This is a genomic window from Streptomyces sp. NPDC054866, assembly GCF_053610745.1.
On the sequence record NZ_JBSGZA010000006.1, the window covers coordinates 221,695 to 236,926 of the forward strand.

11 protein-coding genes are annotated in these 15,232 nt (G+C 70.5%); 10 read left to right on the forward strand and 1 reads right to left on the reverse strand.

Translation table 11 applies throughout. The annotated features are described in order from the left end of the window. Positions 1–147: 147 nt before the first annotated feature. The gene (gene serC, locus ACWGI2_RS29180; protein ID WP_453400638.1) at positions 148–1,266 is read right to left on the reverse strand and encodes a phosphoserine transaminase; all 1,119 of its coding nucleotides are present in this window, start codon (positions 1,264–1,266) and stop codon (positions 148–150) included. A 136-nt stretch (positions 1,267–1,402) separates the two neighbouring features. Between serC and ACWGI2_RS29185 the strand changes: the two genes are divergently transcribed. From ACWGI2_RS29185 to ACWGI2_RS29230, 10 genes are all read left to right on the forward strand, one after another. Further along, positions 1,403–4,258 (forward strand): FAD-binding and (Fe-S)-binding domain-containing protein, encoded by a 2,856-nt coding sequence (locus ACWGI2_RS29185; RefSeq protein WP_453698526.1) that lies wholly within the window; start codon positions 1,403–1,405, stop codon positions 4,256–4,258. Positions 4,259–4,760: 502 nt separating this feature from the next. Beyond that, positions 4,761–5,258, forward strand: a complete 498-nt coding sequence (locus ACWGI2_RS29190; RefSeq protein WP_453400635.1) for a cupin domain-containing protein — start codon at positions 4,761–4,763, stop codon at positions 5,256–5,258. A 126-nt stretch (positions 5,259–5,384) separates the two neighbouring features. After that, on the forward strand, positions 5,385–6,386 hold the full coding sequence (locus tag ACWGI2_RS29195; RefSeq protein WP_453698885.1) for an EamA family transporter: 1,002 nt from the start codon (positions 5,385–5,387) through the stop codon (positions 6,384–6,386). 76 nt (positions 6,387–6,462) lie between these two features. Further along, a complete protein-coding gene (locus ACWGI2_RS29200) occupies positions 6,463–7,278 on the forward strand; it encodes a TIGR03084 family metal-binding protein (RefSeq protein WP_453698528.1) in 816 nt (271 codons plus the stop codon). Beyond that, positions 7,275–8,999: an acyclic terpene utilization AtuA family protein gene (locus ACWGI2_RS29205; protein ID WP_453698530.1), complete on the forward strand. Its 1,725-nt coding sequence runs from the start codon at positions 7,275–7,277 to the stop codon at positions 8,997–8,999. The genes ACWGI2_RS29200 and ACWGI2_RS29205 overlap by 4 nt, the downstream gene beginning before the upstream one ends. After that, complete coding sequence (locus tag ACWGI2_RS29210) at positions 8,996–10,597, forward strand: acyl-CoA carboxylase subunit beta (protein ID WP_453400632.1); 1,602 nt, start codon at positions 8,996–8,998, stop codon at positions 10,595–10,597. The genes ACWGI2_RS29205 and ACWGI2_RS29210 overlap by 4 nt, the downstream gene beginning before the upstream one ends. A 23-nt stretch (positions 10,598–10,620) precedes the next feature. Continuing rightward, positions 10,621–12,504, forward strand: a complete 1,884-nt coding sequence (locus ACWGI2_RS29215) for an ATP-binding protein (RefSeq protein ID WP_453698887.1) — start codon at positions 10,621–10,623, stop codon at positions 12,502–12,504. Next, the gene (locus ACWGI2_RS29220) at positions 12,501–13,667 is read left to right on the forward strand and encodes an acyl-CoA dehydrogenase family protein (RefSeq protein ID WP_453698532.1); all 1,167 of its coding nucleotides are present in this window, start codon (positions 12,501–12,503) and stop codon (positions 13,665–13,667) included. The genes ACWGI2_RS29215 and ACWGI2_RS29220 overlap by 4 nt, the downstream gene beginning before the upstream one ends. A gap of 55 nt (positions 13,668–13,722) precedes the next feature. After that, a complete protein-coding gene (locus tag ACWGI2_RS29225) occupies positions 13,723–14,457 on the forward strand; it encodes an enoyl-CoA hydratase family protein (RefSeq protein WP_453698534.1) in 735 nt (244 codons plus the stop codon). Then, complete coding sequence (locus ACWGI2_RS29230; RefSeq protein ID WP_453698536.1) at positions 14,445–15,044, forward strand: TetR/AcrR family transcriptional regulator; 600 nt, start codon at positions 14,445–14,447, stop codon at positions 15,042–15,044. The genes ACWGI2_RS29225 and ACWGI2_RS29230 overlap by 13 nt, the downstream gene beginning before the upstream one ends. Positions 15,045–15,232 lie beyond the last annotated feature (188 nt).

The window sequence follows — 15,232 nt, forward strand, 5'->3', positions numbered from 1 at the left end:
CGCTCATTTTGTTTATTACCCCCGGGGGCGCGTTAACCGGCGCCACCCCCCCCCCCCCCCCCGCTGGTTTTGTGCTCGCATTTTCCCCCCTGTGGGGGGCGCCCGGCAGGTGATACCTGCCGGGCGCCCCCATCGACGTAGGAACTGCTAGAGCTTGTCGATCACGTAGTCGATGCAGTGGGTGAGCGCCTCGACATCCGCAGGATCAATCGCCGGGAACATCGCAACGCGCAGCTGGTTGCGGCCGAGCTTGCGGTACGGCTCCGTGTCCACGATGCCGTTGGCCCGCAGAGCCTTCGCGACCGCGGCAGCGTCAATCTCGTCAGCGAAGTCGATCGTGCCGATGACCTGCGAGCGCTTCGCCGGGTCCGTGACGAACGGCGTCGCGTACTTGGACTCCTCGGCCCACCCGTACAGCGTGCGCGAGGAGGCGGCCGTGCGGCCGGTGGTGAACTCCAGGCCGCCCTGGCTGTTCATCCACTCGAGCTGCTCGGCGAGCAGGAAGAGCGTGGCCAGCGCCGGGGTGTTGTACGTCTGGTTCTTGCGGGAGTTGTCGATTGCCGTGGGAAGGCTGAAGAACTCCGGGACGTGACGGCCGGACGCGTGGATCCGCTCGGCGCGCTCGATCGCGGCCGGGGAGAACGCGGCGAGCCACAGGCCGCCGTCCGACGCGAAGGACTTCTGCGGGGCGAAGTAGTAGACGTCCGTCTCGGCGATGTCGACCGGCAGGCCGCCCGCGCCGGACGTGGCGTCGACGAGGACAAGGGCGTTGTCGTCCGCGCCGGCCACCCGCTTGATGGGGGCCGCGACGCCGGTCGAGGTCTCGTTGTGCGTGAACGCGTACACGTCCACGCCCGCCTCCGCCCGCGGCTCCGGGTGCGTGCCCGGGTCGGACGAGATCACGGTGGGCTCGGCAAGCCACGGGGCGAGCTTCGATGCCTTGGCGAACTTGGAGGAGAACTCGCCGAAGGCGAGGTGCTGCGACTTGTTCTCGATGAGGCCGTGCGTCGCGACGTCCCAGAAGGCGGTGGAGCCGCCGTTGCCCAGGATCACCTCGTAACCCTCGGGGAGGGAGAAGAGGTCGCGCACACCCTCGCGCACCTTGCCGACCAGGTTCTTGACCGGAGCCTGGCGGTGGGAGGTGCCGAGCAGAGAGGTACCGGTGGCGGCGAGCGCGTCCAGCGCTTCCGTGCGCACCTTGGAGGGGCCCGCGCCGAAACGTCCGTCGGCGGGCTTGATGTCAGCGGGAATCTGGATCTCAGCCACGGGAGGAGCCTAGCGGCTTCCGCCGCCGTGGCCTCCGGGTGTCCGTCGGGTGAGACCGGCGCTCGACCGCCGGGGTCAGTTCGGTTGAGGCCGGTGGGACCCTTCGCGGATGCATTCTGAGGGCATGGATAGGGGCATGAGTGATCTCGGAGGCAGCGGTACCGGAGGCAGCGGTACCGAAGGCGTCGAAAAGGAACTGCGGGCGGCCGTGCGTGGGGAGGTGGACTTCTCCGTCACCGCGCGGGCCCTGAACACCATGGACGCGTCCAACTACCGTCGCGTGCCGCTGGGCGTCCACGCCCCGCGCGACGCGGACGACGTGGCGGCGGCCCTCGCCGTGTGCCGGGAGCGCGGGGTGCCGGTCGTGGCCCGCGGCGCCGGTACGTCCATCGCCGGGCAGGCGACCGGCGCGGGGCTCGTCCTCGACTTCACACGCCACATGAACCGGATCGTGTCCGTGGACGCGGAGTCGCGGACCGCGGTCGTCCAGCCGGGGGTGATCTGCGACGAGCTGCGTGGCGCGGCGGGGGCGTACGGCCTGACCTTCGGCCCGGATCCGTCCACGCACAACCGCTGCACGCTCGGCGGAATGATCGGCAACAACTCCTGCGGATCGCACTCGGTCGCCTGGGGCACGACCGCCGACAACGTCGCCTCGCTCTCGGTCGTGAGCGGCGCAGGGGAGAGGCTGGCGGTGGGGCAGGGTTGGTCTGGTGCGCCGGAGGGTCTGCGCGCTCTGGTGGAGGGTGAGTTGGAGCTGCTGCGCACCGGCTTTCCGGAGCTTCCGCGGCGCATTTCCGGCTACGCGCTCGACGCCTTGCTCCCCGAGCGGGGCATCGATCTGGCCCGCGCCTTCTGCGGATCGGAGGGGACGCTGGGCGTGGTGACGGAGGCTGTCGTACGCCTCGTCGAGTCGCCACGCGCGCGTGCGCTCGCCGTCCTCGGGTACGCCGACGAGAGCGCCGCGGCGGAGGCCGCCGCCGGACTGCTGCCCCACGGGCCGCTGACGGTGGAGGGGATGGCGGCCGACCTCGTACGGGGATCGGAGGGGCTGCCCAAGGGCGGCGCCTGGCTGTTCGTGGAGACCGGCGGCGCGAGCGAGGGTGAGGCACGCGCGCGTGCGGAGGCGATCGCGCGGGCGGCGCGGGGTGACGGTGCCGTGGACTCGGTGGTGGTGACCGACCCGGCGGGGCAGCGCGTGCTGTGGCGGGTCCGCGAGGACGCCAGCGGGACGGCGACGCGGATGCCGGACGGCAGCGAGGCGTGGCCGGGGTGGGAGGACTGCGCGGTGCCGCCCGCCCGCCTCGGGGCGTACTTGCGGGACTTCAGGGGGTTGCTCGCCGAGCACGGCCTGCGCGGGACTCCGTACGGACACTTCGGGGACGGCTGCATCCACGTACGCATCGACTTCGACCTGATGAGCGAGCCGGGTGTGCGGCGCTTCCGCCGCTTCTCGGAGGACCTGGCGGAGGTCGTGGTCGCGCACGGGGGTTCGCTGTCGGGCGAGCACGGCGACGGTCAGGCGCGGGCCGAGCTCCTTCCGAAGATGTACGGGGCTGACCTCGTCCGGCTGTTCGAGCGGGTGAAGGGGGTGTGGGACCCGGCGGACCTGCTGAACCCGGGGATGCTGGTGCGCCCCGCGCCGCTGGACGCCAACCTGCGGTTCGACCCGCTGCCGAGGAAGCCGGTGGATGTGGCCTTCGGGTATCCGCATGACGGTGGGGACTTTTCGGCGGCGGTGAGGCGGTGTGTGGGGGTTGCTAAGTGCCGTACGGGGGCGGCTGGTTCGGGGGGTGGAGTGATGTGCCCGTCGTTTCGGGTCACGGGGGAGGAGGAGCACTCCACGCGGGGGCGGGCGCGGATGTTGCACGAGATGCTCGCGGGGGACGTGGTGACGGACGGCTGGCGCTCGGAGGAGGTGCGGGACGCGCTCGACCTGTGCCTGTCCTGCAAGGGCTGCCGGTCGGACTGTCCGGTGGGCGTGGACATGGCCACGTACAAGGCGGAGTTCCTGCACCACCACTACGAAGGCCGAAGGCGCCCCGCTGCGCACTATGCGATGGGCTGGCTGCCGGTGTGGCTGCGGCTCGCGGACCGGACGCGTACGGCGGGGCTGGCCAATGCGGTTGCCCGGGTGGGGGTGTTGGCGTCGCTGACCAAGAGGCTGGGCGGGATCGCTCAGGAGAGGGAGATTCCGAGGCTGGCGGGGGAGTCGTTCCGGCGGTGGTTCCGGGGGCGGGGGGCTGGGGCTGGGGTTTCGGGGGGTCCGGCGGTCGTGTTGTGGCCGGACACGTTCACGGATTACTTGTCGCCGGGGGTCGGCCGGGCTGCGGTGCGTGTCCTTGAGGACGCCGGGCTGCGGGTCGTGGTGCCGCCGGGGGACGTGTGCTGCGGTCTTACGTACGTGTCCACTGGCCAGCTGGACCGGGCGCGGGCGGTGATGCTGAGGACTCTGGAGCGGATGGCGCCGCTGCTGGACTCGGGGGCGCCGCTCGTGGTCCTCGAACCGAGCTGCGCGGCGGCGCTGAAGACCGATCTGGTGGAGCTGCTGGGGGCGGAGGACGGGAGGGCGACGGAACTCGCGGGCCGCGTACGGACGTTCGCGCAGGCCCTGGAGGAACTGGCCCCGGAGTGGTCGCCACCCCGGATCGGGCGCCCGGTGGTCGGCCAGACGCACTGCCATCAGCACGCGGTGCTGGGGGACGGCGCCGAGCGCCGCCTGCGGGAGAAGGCGGGCCTGGAGGGGGAGTTGAGCGGGGGCTGCTGTGGCCTCGCGGGGAACTTCGGCTTCGAGGCCGGGCATTACGAGGTGTCGGTGGCTTGTGCGGAGGAGCAGTTGCTGCCCTCGGTGCGGGCTGCGGTGGGGGAGGGGCGTGGGGCGGTGGTCCTTGCGGATGGGTTCTCGTGCCGGACGCAGTTGGAGCAGCTGGGGGAGGGGGTGCGGGGGAGGCACTTGGCTGAGGTGTTGGCTGAAGGACTGGGGGCGGTGTGAGGGCCTTGGCTTCGGTGCGCCTGCGGGGCATTCGTACCGGGGCCGCCCGGTTGTCCTGAGGTTGGCGGTTCCGGGGCGGGAGTCAAGGGCGCTCCTGCGTCGCGTCGGCTTCGCCGATGACCCTTCGGGCCACCCTTGACACCCGCCCCTCCACCGCGCGAGGGAAGACGACCGGACGGCCCGAGGGGCGGGACTCTCGACCACTGCCGTGGGGCCTGGGGGTGTCGCTGTCGGGTGCGGACCGGATCTTCTGGGGTGGGCCGGAGGGGGCGGGGTGGGGAAGGGCGAGGTGGGGGGTGGGGAGGGTGTGTTGCAGGGAAATCCCGTTGGGGGGCGTGGCACGCCGTGGTGGGGTGGGATTTTCTTGCAGTTGGCCTGTAGTGGGTGGGAATTGACCTCGGATTCTGGGGGGTGATTGCACTCTCATGGGGGTCTTTCCGCTTCGTAGAGTGGTGGTCACAGCACGGCGCGAACGCGCCGCTGGATCTAAGGGGTTACCGCCATGAGCAGCACGAACGCCGACTTCGCCGCCCTCCTCACCCGTGCCTCGGAGGCCGAGACCAGTGCCGATCCGAGCAGTGTGATGACGCTGCTGGCCGACGCGGACGGGGTGGGGGGTGGCTTCACCGCTTATCGGTCCACGTTTGCGGAAGGGGCCGTCGGGGCTCCCTCGCACTTTCACACCAAGGCCACTGAGCTCTTTTTTGTGATCAGTGGCTCGTTGAGGGTTCTGGTGGGCGATGAGGTCACCGTGCTGAATGCTGGGGACTTCCTTGCCGTTCCTCCGCATACCCCGCACGCCTTCGCTGCGGCTCCGGGCTGCGAGGCGGATGTGTTGTTCATCTTCACTCCTGGCATGGCCCGCTTCGACTACCTGCGCCTCCTCGGCAGCGTGATGCGCGGTGAGACCGATCCGAAGGCCATCGCGGAGTCCTCCGAGCGTTTCGACAACCACTACGTCGACAGTCCTGTGTGGCGGGAGGCTCTCGCCGCGTCGTGAGCGCCCCTTCCGCCTCGGCATGTGGACGCCGTTTGCGTACAGCAGTAAAAGGGCTCCACAATCCTGACGTGGTCTACTACCTTGGACGAGGCAGTTCAGGTGAGTGGACTGGTTGAGGCTGGAGCAGTGGAAGGGTTGGTTGTGGACGCGTCGAGGAGTGGTCAGGCGGCACCCGGCGGGCGATGGGGTGCCCTCGGGCCCGTCGGGCTCGTGCTCGCGGGCGGTGTCTCCGTCCAGTTCGGCGGGGCCATCGCCGTGAGCGTGATGCCCAAGGCCGGCGCCCTCGGCATCGTGACCCTGCGGCTCGCCTTCGCCGCTCTGGTGTTGATGATCGTCTGCCGGCCCAGGGTGCGTGGGTACTCGCGGGCCGACTGGGGGACCGTGGTCGCTTTCGGGGTGGCCATGGCCGGGATGAACGGGCTTTTCTATCAGTCTGTTGCTCGGATCCCTATGGGGCCTGCCGTGACGCTTGAGGTGCTCGGGCCGCTTGCCCTTTCTGTTTTCGCTTCGCGGCGTGCCGTGAATCTGGTGTGGGCCGGTCTCGCCCTGTGCGGCGTCTTTCTGTTGGGGGGCGGGGGCGGCTTCAGCGGGCTCGATCCGGTTGGTGTCGCGTACGCCCTTGGCGCCGGTGCCATGTGGGCCACGTACATCATGTTCAGCGCACGTACGGGGCGTCGCTTCCCGCAGGCCGATGGGCTGGCGCTCGCGATGGTCGTCGCGGCTGTTCTGTTCTTGCCGCTCGGTCTTGTTGAGTCCGGGGAGAAGCTTGTGCGGCCCGAGGTGCTCGCCCTTGGCGCGGCCGTCGCTGTGATGTCCTCCGTGCTGCCCTACACGCTTGAGTTGCTCGCCCTGCGCCGGCTTCCCGCCTCCACCTTCGCGATCATGATGAGTCTGGAACCGGCCATCGCGGCCGTCGCCGGATTCCTCGTGCTGAACCAGGCGCTCTCCGTGAACGAGGCTCTCGCCATCTCGCTGGTCATCGCCGCCAGCATGGGTGCCGTTCGGACTCAGGTCGGGCGCGGGAAGCCTCGTGGTTCCGGGGAGGTCGTGTCGGGGAGCGCGCCGGAAACTGTGCTGGCCGCAGCGGAGGAAGCCGAGGACGTCGTTTCGGAGACGGCCGGAAAGTAATGCAAGCACGCTTGCTTGTTTCTCCGGGCGCTGCCATGCTCCGGGGCACACCGCCGTGCCCCGAGGGGAGCGCTCCGTGTCCGAAGCTGTGCCCGTACTCGATGATCTGCGCCGTGAGAGCGATGAACTCGACCAGCTGGTAGGAGGGTTGAGTGGCGAGCAGTGGGCCCTGCCTACTCCCGCCGTCGGCTGGACCGTCGCCCATCAGATCGCCCATCTCGCCTGGACCGACCGGGCCGCGCTGACCGCCGTTACTGATGGGGACGCCTTTGGCCTGCTCGTCGAGGAGGCCCTTGCCGCTCCTGATTCGTTCGTCGATGACGGGGCCGCGGAAGGGGCCGCGCTGCCGCCCGGCGAGTTGCTCGCCCAGTGGCGCGCCGGGCGTGAGGCCCTGCTGAAAGCCCTGACGGCTGCCCCGCGCGGCACCCGCTTTCCCTGGTACGGGCCGCCCATGTCGGCCACCTCCATGGCCACCGCCCGGCTGATGGAGACCTGGGCGCACGGCCAGGACGTCGCCGACGCGGTGGGGGTGGAGCGGGCGCCGACGGATCGGTTGCGGCATGTGGCTCATATCGGGGTGCGGGCCCGGGACTTCTCCTTCGGTGTACGGGGATTGAGTGCGCCCGAGGAACCTTTTCGGGTTGAGCTTCGGCTGCCCTCGGGGGAGTTGTGGGTCAGTGGGCCCGAGGACGCCGAACAGCGTGTGACTGGGCCTGCGTTGGACTTCTGTCTCCTCGTCACGCAGCGTGCGCATCGGGACGATCTCGCGGTGCGTGCCGAAGGTGCCGATGCCGAGCGGTGGCTGAGCATCGCGCAGGCCTTCGCGGGGCCGCCGGGGGCGGGGCGGCCTGCCAAGGAGGGTGGGCGGGCTGCCGGGGAGCGTGGGCGGTGAAGGGGGCGTTGCGGGTTGGTAATGCCTCCGGGTTTTATGGCGATCGCTTCGATGCCATGCGGGAGATGCTCACCGGGGGGCCGCTCGATGTTCTCACCGGGGACTACCTCGCCGAACTGACCATGCTGATCCTCGGGCGTGACCGGCTCAAGGACCCCGGGCGCGGCTATGCCAAGACCTTTCTGCGGCAGTTGGAGGAGTGCCTGGGGCTTGCCCAGGAGCGGGGGGTCAAGATCGTTGCCAATGCCGGGGGGCTGAATCCCGGTGGGCTTGCTGACGGTGTGCGGGAGTTGGCCGGGCGGCTTGGGGTCGGGGTGCGGGTCGCGCATGTGGAGGGGGATGATCTGGGGCCCCGCTTTCCGGACGCCCTCACCGCCAACGCCTACCTCGGCGGCGCCGGAATCGCCGCCTGCCTGCGTGCCGGGGCCGATGTCGTCGTCACCGGGCGCGTGACCGATGCCGCGCTCGTCACCGGGCCCGCCGCCGCCCACTTCGGGTGGGGCGACGATGACCACGACCAGCTCGCGGGAGCCGTCGTCGCCGGGCACATCCTCGAATGCGGGACGCAGGCCACCGGGGGTAACTACGCCTTCTTCACGGGGCGTTCGGAGCGCGAACTGCTGCGGCCCGGCTTTCCGGTAGCCGAGATCCACGAGGACGGGTCCAGCGTCATCACCAAGCATGACGGCACGGGCGGATTCGTCGACGTCGGCACTGTCACCGCGCAGTTGTTGTACGAGACCTCCGGCGCTCGGTACGCAGGGCCCGACGTCACCGCCCGGCTCGACACGGTCACCCTCACGCAGGAAGGGCCCGACCGGGTACGCGTCGCGGGTGTGCGGGGAGAGGCCCCGCCCCCGACCCTGAAGGTGGGGCTCAATCGGCTCGGTGGTTTCCGTAACGAAGTCGTCTTCGTCCTCACCGGCCTCGATGTGGAGGCCAAGGCGGGTCTCGTCCGTGCTCAGGTCGAGGATGCGCTCACGCGGTCCAAGTCCCGTCCCCAGGATGTGCGGTGGGACCTCGTCCGCGCCGACCGTCCGGATGCCCCGAGCGAAGAGACCGCCTCTGCTCTGCTGCGGCTCGTCGTGCGCGACCCGCAGCAGGACCCCGTCGGCCGCGCCCTGAGCGGGTCCGCGATCGAGCTGGCCCTCGGCAGCTACCCCGGATTCCATGTGACGGCGCCCCCGGGCAAGGGCGCGCCCTACGGAGTCTTCGAAGCCGCGTACGTCGAGCGCGGCACCGTCGACCATGTGGCCGTCCTGCCCGGCGGTGAGCGGCAAGCTGTTGAGGGCGTCGGCGGCACCCTCGTACTCGAAGAACCGGACGAGCCGCCCCTGCCCCCGCCCCTGCCGGACGGCCCCACCCGCCGCGCTCCCCTCGGCCTTGTCGCCGGGGCCCGCAGCGGTGACAAGGGCGGGGACGCGAATGTCGGGGTGTGGGTGCGCACGGATGACGCCTGGCGGTGGCTCGCCCATGAGCTGACCGTCGAGCGGTTCCGTGAACTCGTGCCGGAAGCTGGAGAGTTGGCCGTCGTGCGGCATCTCTTGCCGAATCTGCGTGCTCTGAACTTCGTCGTCGTGGGGATCCTCGGCGCCGGTGTCGCGTCCCAGGCCCGCTTCGATCCGCAGGCCAAGGGCCTCGGCGAGTGGCTGCGCGCCCGCCATCTCGACATACCCGCCGCGCTTCTTGAAGCGAACGAACCGACGGAGGTACTTCCGTGACCGTCCTCCCGTCCGCGCTCGACCCTGCGAGCGCCGAGTACGCCGAGCATCGCGAGGCCATGCTGGCCAAGCTCGCCGAGCTCGACGCCGAGCAGGCCAAGGCCCTTGAGGGTGGCGGCGAGAAGTATGTGGCCCGGCATCGGAAGCGCGGCAAGCTGCTTGCCCGGGAGCGGATCGAGCTGCTCCTCGACCCCGATACGCCCTTTCTGGAACTGTCGCCGCTCGCCGCCTGGGGGAGCGACTATCCCGTCGGCGCCTCGATGGTGACCGGCATCGGGGTCGTCGAGGGCGTGGAGTGTCTGATCACCGCCAACGACCCGACCGTGCGGGGTGGAGCCAGCAACCCGTGGACCCTGAAGAAGGCCTTCCGCGCGCATGAGATCGGGCATGCGAACCGGCTGCCGTCCATCCATCTCGTGGAGTCCGGGGGCGCCGATCTGCCGTCCCAGAAGGAGATCTTCATCCCGGGCGGTGCGCTCTTCAAGCACCTCACCCAGTCGTCGGCCGCCGGTGTCCCGACGATCGCCGTCGTCTTCGGCAACTCCACGGCGGGCGGCGCGTACGTCCCCGGCATGAGCGACCACGTGATCATGGTCAAGGAGCGCGCCAAGGTCTTTCTGGGTGGTCCGCCGCTGGTGAAGATGGCCACCGGCGAGGAGAGCGATGACGAGTCGCTCGGGGGTGCTGAGATGCATGCCCGTACGTCGGGGCTCGCGGACTATCTCGCCGAGGACGAGCGTGACGCGCTGCGGCAGGCGCGGCGGGTCGTGAAGCGGCTCAACTGGCGTAAGGCGTATGCCGATCCGGCCGGGGTCGTCGAGCCGCCGAAGTACGACCAGGACGAGCTGCTCGGCATCGTGCCCGGCGACCTCAAGGTGCCCTTCGATCCTCGCGAGGTCATCGCTCGTATTGTTGACGGCTCCGACTTCGACGAGTTCAAGCCGCTCTACGGGGCGAGTCTCACGACCGGGTGGGCCTCGCTGCACGGTTATCCCATCGGGATTCTGGCCAACGCGCAGGGTGTGCTCTTCAGTGAGGAGTCCCAAAAGGCCGCGCAGTTCATTCAGTTGGCCAATCAGCGGGACATTCCGTTGCTCTTCCTGCACAACACCACCGGCTACATGGTCGGCAAGGAGTACGAGCAGGGCGGCATCATCAAGCACGGCGCGATGATGATCAACGCCGTGTCGAACTCGCGGGTGCCGCACCTGAGCGTGCTGATGGGTGCTTCGTACGGAGCGGGTCACTACGGCATGTGCGGGCGCGCCTACGACCCGCGTTTCCTCTTCGCCTGGCCCAGCTCCAAGTCTGCGGTCATGGGGCCGCAGCAGCTGGCAGGGGTCCTGTCGATCGTGGCCCGTGCCTCCGCCGCCGCGAAGGGGCAGCCCTACGACGACGACGCGGACGCGGGGCTGCGCGCCATGGTGGAGCAGCAGATCGAGTCGGAGTCGCTGCCGATGTTCCTCTCCGGGCGTCTCTACGACGACGGCGTCATCGACCCCCGCGACACCCGCACGGTCCTCGGCCTGTGCCTGTCCGCGATCCACACCGCCCCCTACGAGGGCGCGCGCGGTGGCTTCGGCGTCTTTCGGATGTGAGGACTCCCATGACGAACCCCACCATGATCAACACCATTCTTGTCGCCAACCGCGGCGAGATCGCCTGCCGTGTCTTCCGCACCTGCCGCGACCTCGGTATCGCCACCGTGGCCGTGTACTCCGACGCCGACGCGGACGCCCTGCACGTCCGGGAGGCGGACGCGGCCGTGCGGCTGCCGGGCGCGGCCCCCGTGGACACGTACCTGCGCGGGGAGCTCGTCGTGAAGGCCGCGCAGGCGGCGGGTGCGGACGCCGTCCATCCCGGTTATGGCTTCCTCTCCGAGAACGCGGACTTCGCGCGGGCCGTCCTGGACGCCGGGCTCGTGTGGATCGGGCCCTCGCCCGAGGCGATCGAATCCATGGCCTCCAAGACGCGCGCCAAGGAACTCATGGGCATCGCGCCCCTTGAGAAGGTCACCGAAGCCGATCTGCCCGTCCTGGTGAAGGCAGCGGCCGGTGGTGGCGGGCGCGGTATGCGCGTCGTACGGGAACTGGGCGCGCTGGGGGGTGAGTTGGCTGCCGCCCGTGCGGAGGCTGCGAGTGCCTTCGGGGATGGGGAAGTCTTCGTCGAGCCCTATCTGGAGGGCGGCCGGCACGTCGAGGTGCAGATCATGGCCGACGCGTACGGCACGGTCTGGGCGCTCGGCACGCGGGACTGCACCCTCCAGCGCAGGCACCAGAAGGTCATCGAGGAGTCCCCGGCGCCGGGCCTGACCGACGGAGTCGTCGATGAGCTGCACGCGCAGGCCGTGCGTGCGGCGCGCGTGACCGGGTATCGCGGGGCGGGCACGGTGGAGTTCCTGGTCGCGGGGGACCGGGCGCACTTCCTGGAGATGAACACCCGGCTCCAGGTCGAACACCCGGTGACCGAGGCCGTGTTCGGGGTCGACCTCGTGGCGCTCCAGATCCAGGTCGCGGAGGGCGCGCGGCTCGCGGAAGAGCCGCCGCCCGCGCGCGGTCACGCCGTGGAGGCCCGCCTCTACGCCGAGGACCCGGCCGCCGAGTGGGCCCCGCAGACCGGCACCCTGCACCGGCTCTCCGTGCCGGGCGTGCGGCTCGACACCGGGTACGTGGACGGCGACACGATCGGCGTGCACTACGACCCGATGCTGGCCAAGGCCATCGCGTACGCCCCCACGCGTGCGGCTGCACTGCGCGGCCTCGCGGGCGCCCTGGAGCGCGCGGTCGTCCACGGGCCCGTCACCAACAGGGAGTTGCTCGTACGGTCCTTGCGGCACCCGGAGTTCGTCGAGGCCCGCATGGACACGGGCTTCTACGACCGGCACCTCGCCGAGCTCACGGCCCCCGTGCCGGACCCGCACGCCCCGCTGGCCGCCGCTCTTGCCGACGCGCACGGACGCTCGCGGTTCGGCGGCTGGCGCAACCTCGCATCGCAGCCCCAGGTCAAGCTCTTCCGGAGCGAGCCGGACGGCGCCGAACACGAGGTGCGCTATCGGCACACGCGGGAGGGGATGAGCGCGGAGGGGGTGCGGGTGCTCTCCGTGTCGCGCGAGCTGATCGTGCTCGAAGTCGACGGCGTACGGCGGCAGTTCGACGTGAGCCGGTACGGCGACGGACGTGTGTACGTCGGTAACACCGCCCTCACCGCGCTCCCGCTGCTCCCCGAGCCGACCACCAAACAGTCGCCCGGCTCCCTGCTCGCCCCGATGCCGGGCACCGTCGTGCGCCTGGCCGACGGGCTCGCGGAGGGGGCGCGGGTCACCGCCGGGCAGCCTCTCATCTGGCTGGAGGCCATGAAGATGGAGCACCGCATCTCCGCTCCCGCCTCCGGCACGCTCACCGCCCTGCACGCCGCGCCCGGCCGCCAGGTCGAGGTCGGGGCGCTGCTCGCAGTCGTGGACGTCGAAGACGTCACAGGCGTCGTACAGGAGGAGCAATCCGTATGAGCACCGTCCTCGAAACCGAAGAGCACCAGGCCCTGCGCGCGGCCGTCGCCGCACTCGGCAAGCGTTACGGCCGCGAGTACATGACCCGGGTCATGAAGGGCGAAGGCCACCCCGACGAACTGTGGGCCGACGCCGCCAAGCTCGGCTACCTCGGCGTGAACCTGCCCGAGGAGTACGGCGGCGGAGGCGGCGGCATAGCCGAACTGTCCATAGTCCTTGAGGAGTTGGGGGCAGCGGGCTGCCCCCTCCTGATGATGGTCGTCTCGCCCGCGATCTGCGGCACCGTCATCGCCCGCTTCGGCACCGAGGAGCAGAAGCGAGCCTGGCTCCCCGGTCTCGCCGACGGCAGCCGCACCATGGCGTTCGGCATCACCGAGCCCGACGCGGGCTCCAACTCCCACCGGATCACCACGACCGCGCGCAAGGACGAGGCGAGCGGCGACTGGCTCCTGACCGGCCGCAAGGTGTTCATCTCGGGCGTCGACATCGCCGACGCCACGCTGATCGTCGGCCGCACGGAGGATGCCCGCACCGGCAGCCTCAAGCCCTGCCTCTTCATCGTCCCGCGCGAGACGGAGGGCTTCCAGCGGCGGCAGATCGAGATGGAACTCCAGGCCCCGGAGAAGCAGTTCGAGCTGACCCTGGACGACGTACGACTGCCTGCCGACGCCCTGGTGGGCGATGAGGACGCCGGTCTTCTCCAGCTCTTCGCCGGACTCAACCCCGAGCGGATCATGACGGCGGCGTTCTCGATCGGCATGGCGCGCTACGCGCTCTCCCGGGCCGTCGGATACGCCAAGGAGCGCAGCGTCTGGAAGAGCCCGATCGGCGCCCACCAGGCGATCGCGCACCCCCTCGCGCAGTCCCACATCGACATCGAACTGGCCCGCCTGATGATGCAGAAGGCCGCCCGGCTCTACGACGAGGGCGACGACATGGGCGCGGGCGAGGCCGCCAACATGGCCAAGCTCGCGGCTGCCGACGCGTGCGTGAAGACCGTCGACCAGGCGGTGCACACGCTGGGTGGCAACGGCCTGACGAAGGAGTTCGGCCTCGCCTCGCTGATCGTGGCGTCGCGGGTGGCGCGGATCGCCCCCGTGAGCAGGGAAATGATCCTCAACTACGTGTCGCACCAGACGCTGGGCCTGCCCAAGTCGTACTGAGCCACCGCCTCGTAGGTCTCGAACAGCTCATAGGTCTCGAACAGAGGGAGTTCCCGTGGGACTTGTCCGCTCATCCCCGCAGCGCGGCATCGTCACGCTCACCCTGGACAACCCCGCCAACCGCAACGCGCTCTCGGCGGGGCTTGTGCGGGAACTGGCGGACGCGCTCGACGCCTGCGGCAAGGACCCCGACGTACGCGCGGTCGTCCTCACGCACACCGGCTCCACCTTCTGCTCGGGCGCCGATCTGCGGGAGCCGCCGGACCCGGCGGTCTTCGTGGGACTGCTCCGGCAGATCGTGGAACTGCCGAAGCCGGTGGTGGCACGCGTGGACGGGCATGTGCGGGCGGGCGGGCTCGGTCTGCTCGGCGTGTGCGACATGGCGGGCGCGGGGCCGGGGGCGTCGTTCGCGCTGACGGAGGTACGGATCGGGGTGGCGCCCGCGGTCATCTCCATGCCGCTGCTCGCCCGTCTCGACCCGGGCGCGGCGTCGCGCTACTTCCTCACCGGGGAGCGTTTCGGTGGGGCGGAGGCGGCGCGGGTGGGCCTGGTGACGGTGGCGGGGCCGGACGTGGACGCGGAACTCTCGCCGCTCCTCGACGGGCTGCGGAAGGCGGCGCCGCAGGCCCTGGCCGAGACGAAGAAGCTGCTCACGGCTAGGGTGCTCGACGCATTCGACCACCACACGGACTCCCTCGTCGCCCTGTCCGCGCGGCTCTTCGCATCGGCGGAGGCGCGGGAGGGGATGGGGGCGTTCCTCGAACGACGGGAGTGCCCATGGGTGCTGTGACCGCGGCTGATCGTGCCGATCGCTCGCCCAAGCAGGACCGCAGCCGTGCGACGCGGCAGCGGCTCCTGGAGGCCGCGGTGGCGTGCCTCGCCGAGAGCGGCTGGGCGGGATCCACCGTCTCCGTGGTCGCCGAGCGGGCCGGGGTCTCGCGGGGCGCGGCCCAGCATCACTTCCCGACGCGGGAGGACCTGTTCACGGCGGCGGTGGAGTACGTGGCGGAGCAGCGGTCCACGGCCCTGAAGGAGCTTCCGGCCCAGGACCGCGCCTCGGTGGTGTCGGCCTTGGTCGACCTCTACACCGGCCCGCTGTTCAGGGCGGCGCTGCATCTGTGGGTAGCGGCGTCCAATGAGCCCCAACTCGGCTCCAGGGTTACGGAGTTGGAGGCGAGGGTGGGCCGCGAGACGCACCGGATAGCGGTGCAACTGCTGGGCGCGGACGAGTCGCGCCCCGGGGTACGGGAGACCATCCAGGGCCTCTTGGACATGGCCCGAGGCCTCGGCCTCGCCAATCTCCTGACGGATGACGGGGCGCGGCGGGAGCGGGTGGTGGCGCAGTGGACGGTGCTGGTGGAGGGGGCGCTGCGCTGAGCTTTCCCCAATCCCGCCCCTTCCCGAAACCAAGGGGCTCCGCCCCCTGGACCCCCGACAAGACGTCCTCAAACGCCGGACGGGCTGAGAATCAGCCCGTCCGGCGTTTGAGGACGAACTCGGCGGAGCCGGTGATAACGGCGCGCAAGGCCCCCGCGCCGGAGCGGGTTTTCGGGAAGGGGCGGGGT

Coding starts and splice junctions, on each gene's coding strand:
- ACWGI2_RS29230 (WP_453698536.1), top strand. CDS start 14,445: ATGGGTGCTGTGACCGCGGCTGATCGTGCCGATCGCTCGCCCAAGCAG.
- ACWGI2_RS29215 (WP_453698887.1), top strand. CDS start 10,621: ATGATCAACACCATTCTTGTCGCCAACCGCGGCGAGATCGCCTGCCGT.
- ACWGI2_RS29220 (WP_453698532.1), top strand. CDS start 12,501: ATGAGCACCGTCCTCGAAACCGAAGAGCACCAGGCCCTGCGCGCGGCC.
- ACWGI2_RS29185 (WP_453698526.1), top strand. CDS start 1,403: ATGAGTGATCTCGGAGGCAGCGGTACCGGAGGCAGCGGTACCGAAGGC.
- ACWGI2_RS29190 (WP_453400635.1), top strand. CDS start 4,761: ATGAGCAGCACGAACGCCGACTTCGCCGCCCTCCTCACCCGTGCCTCG.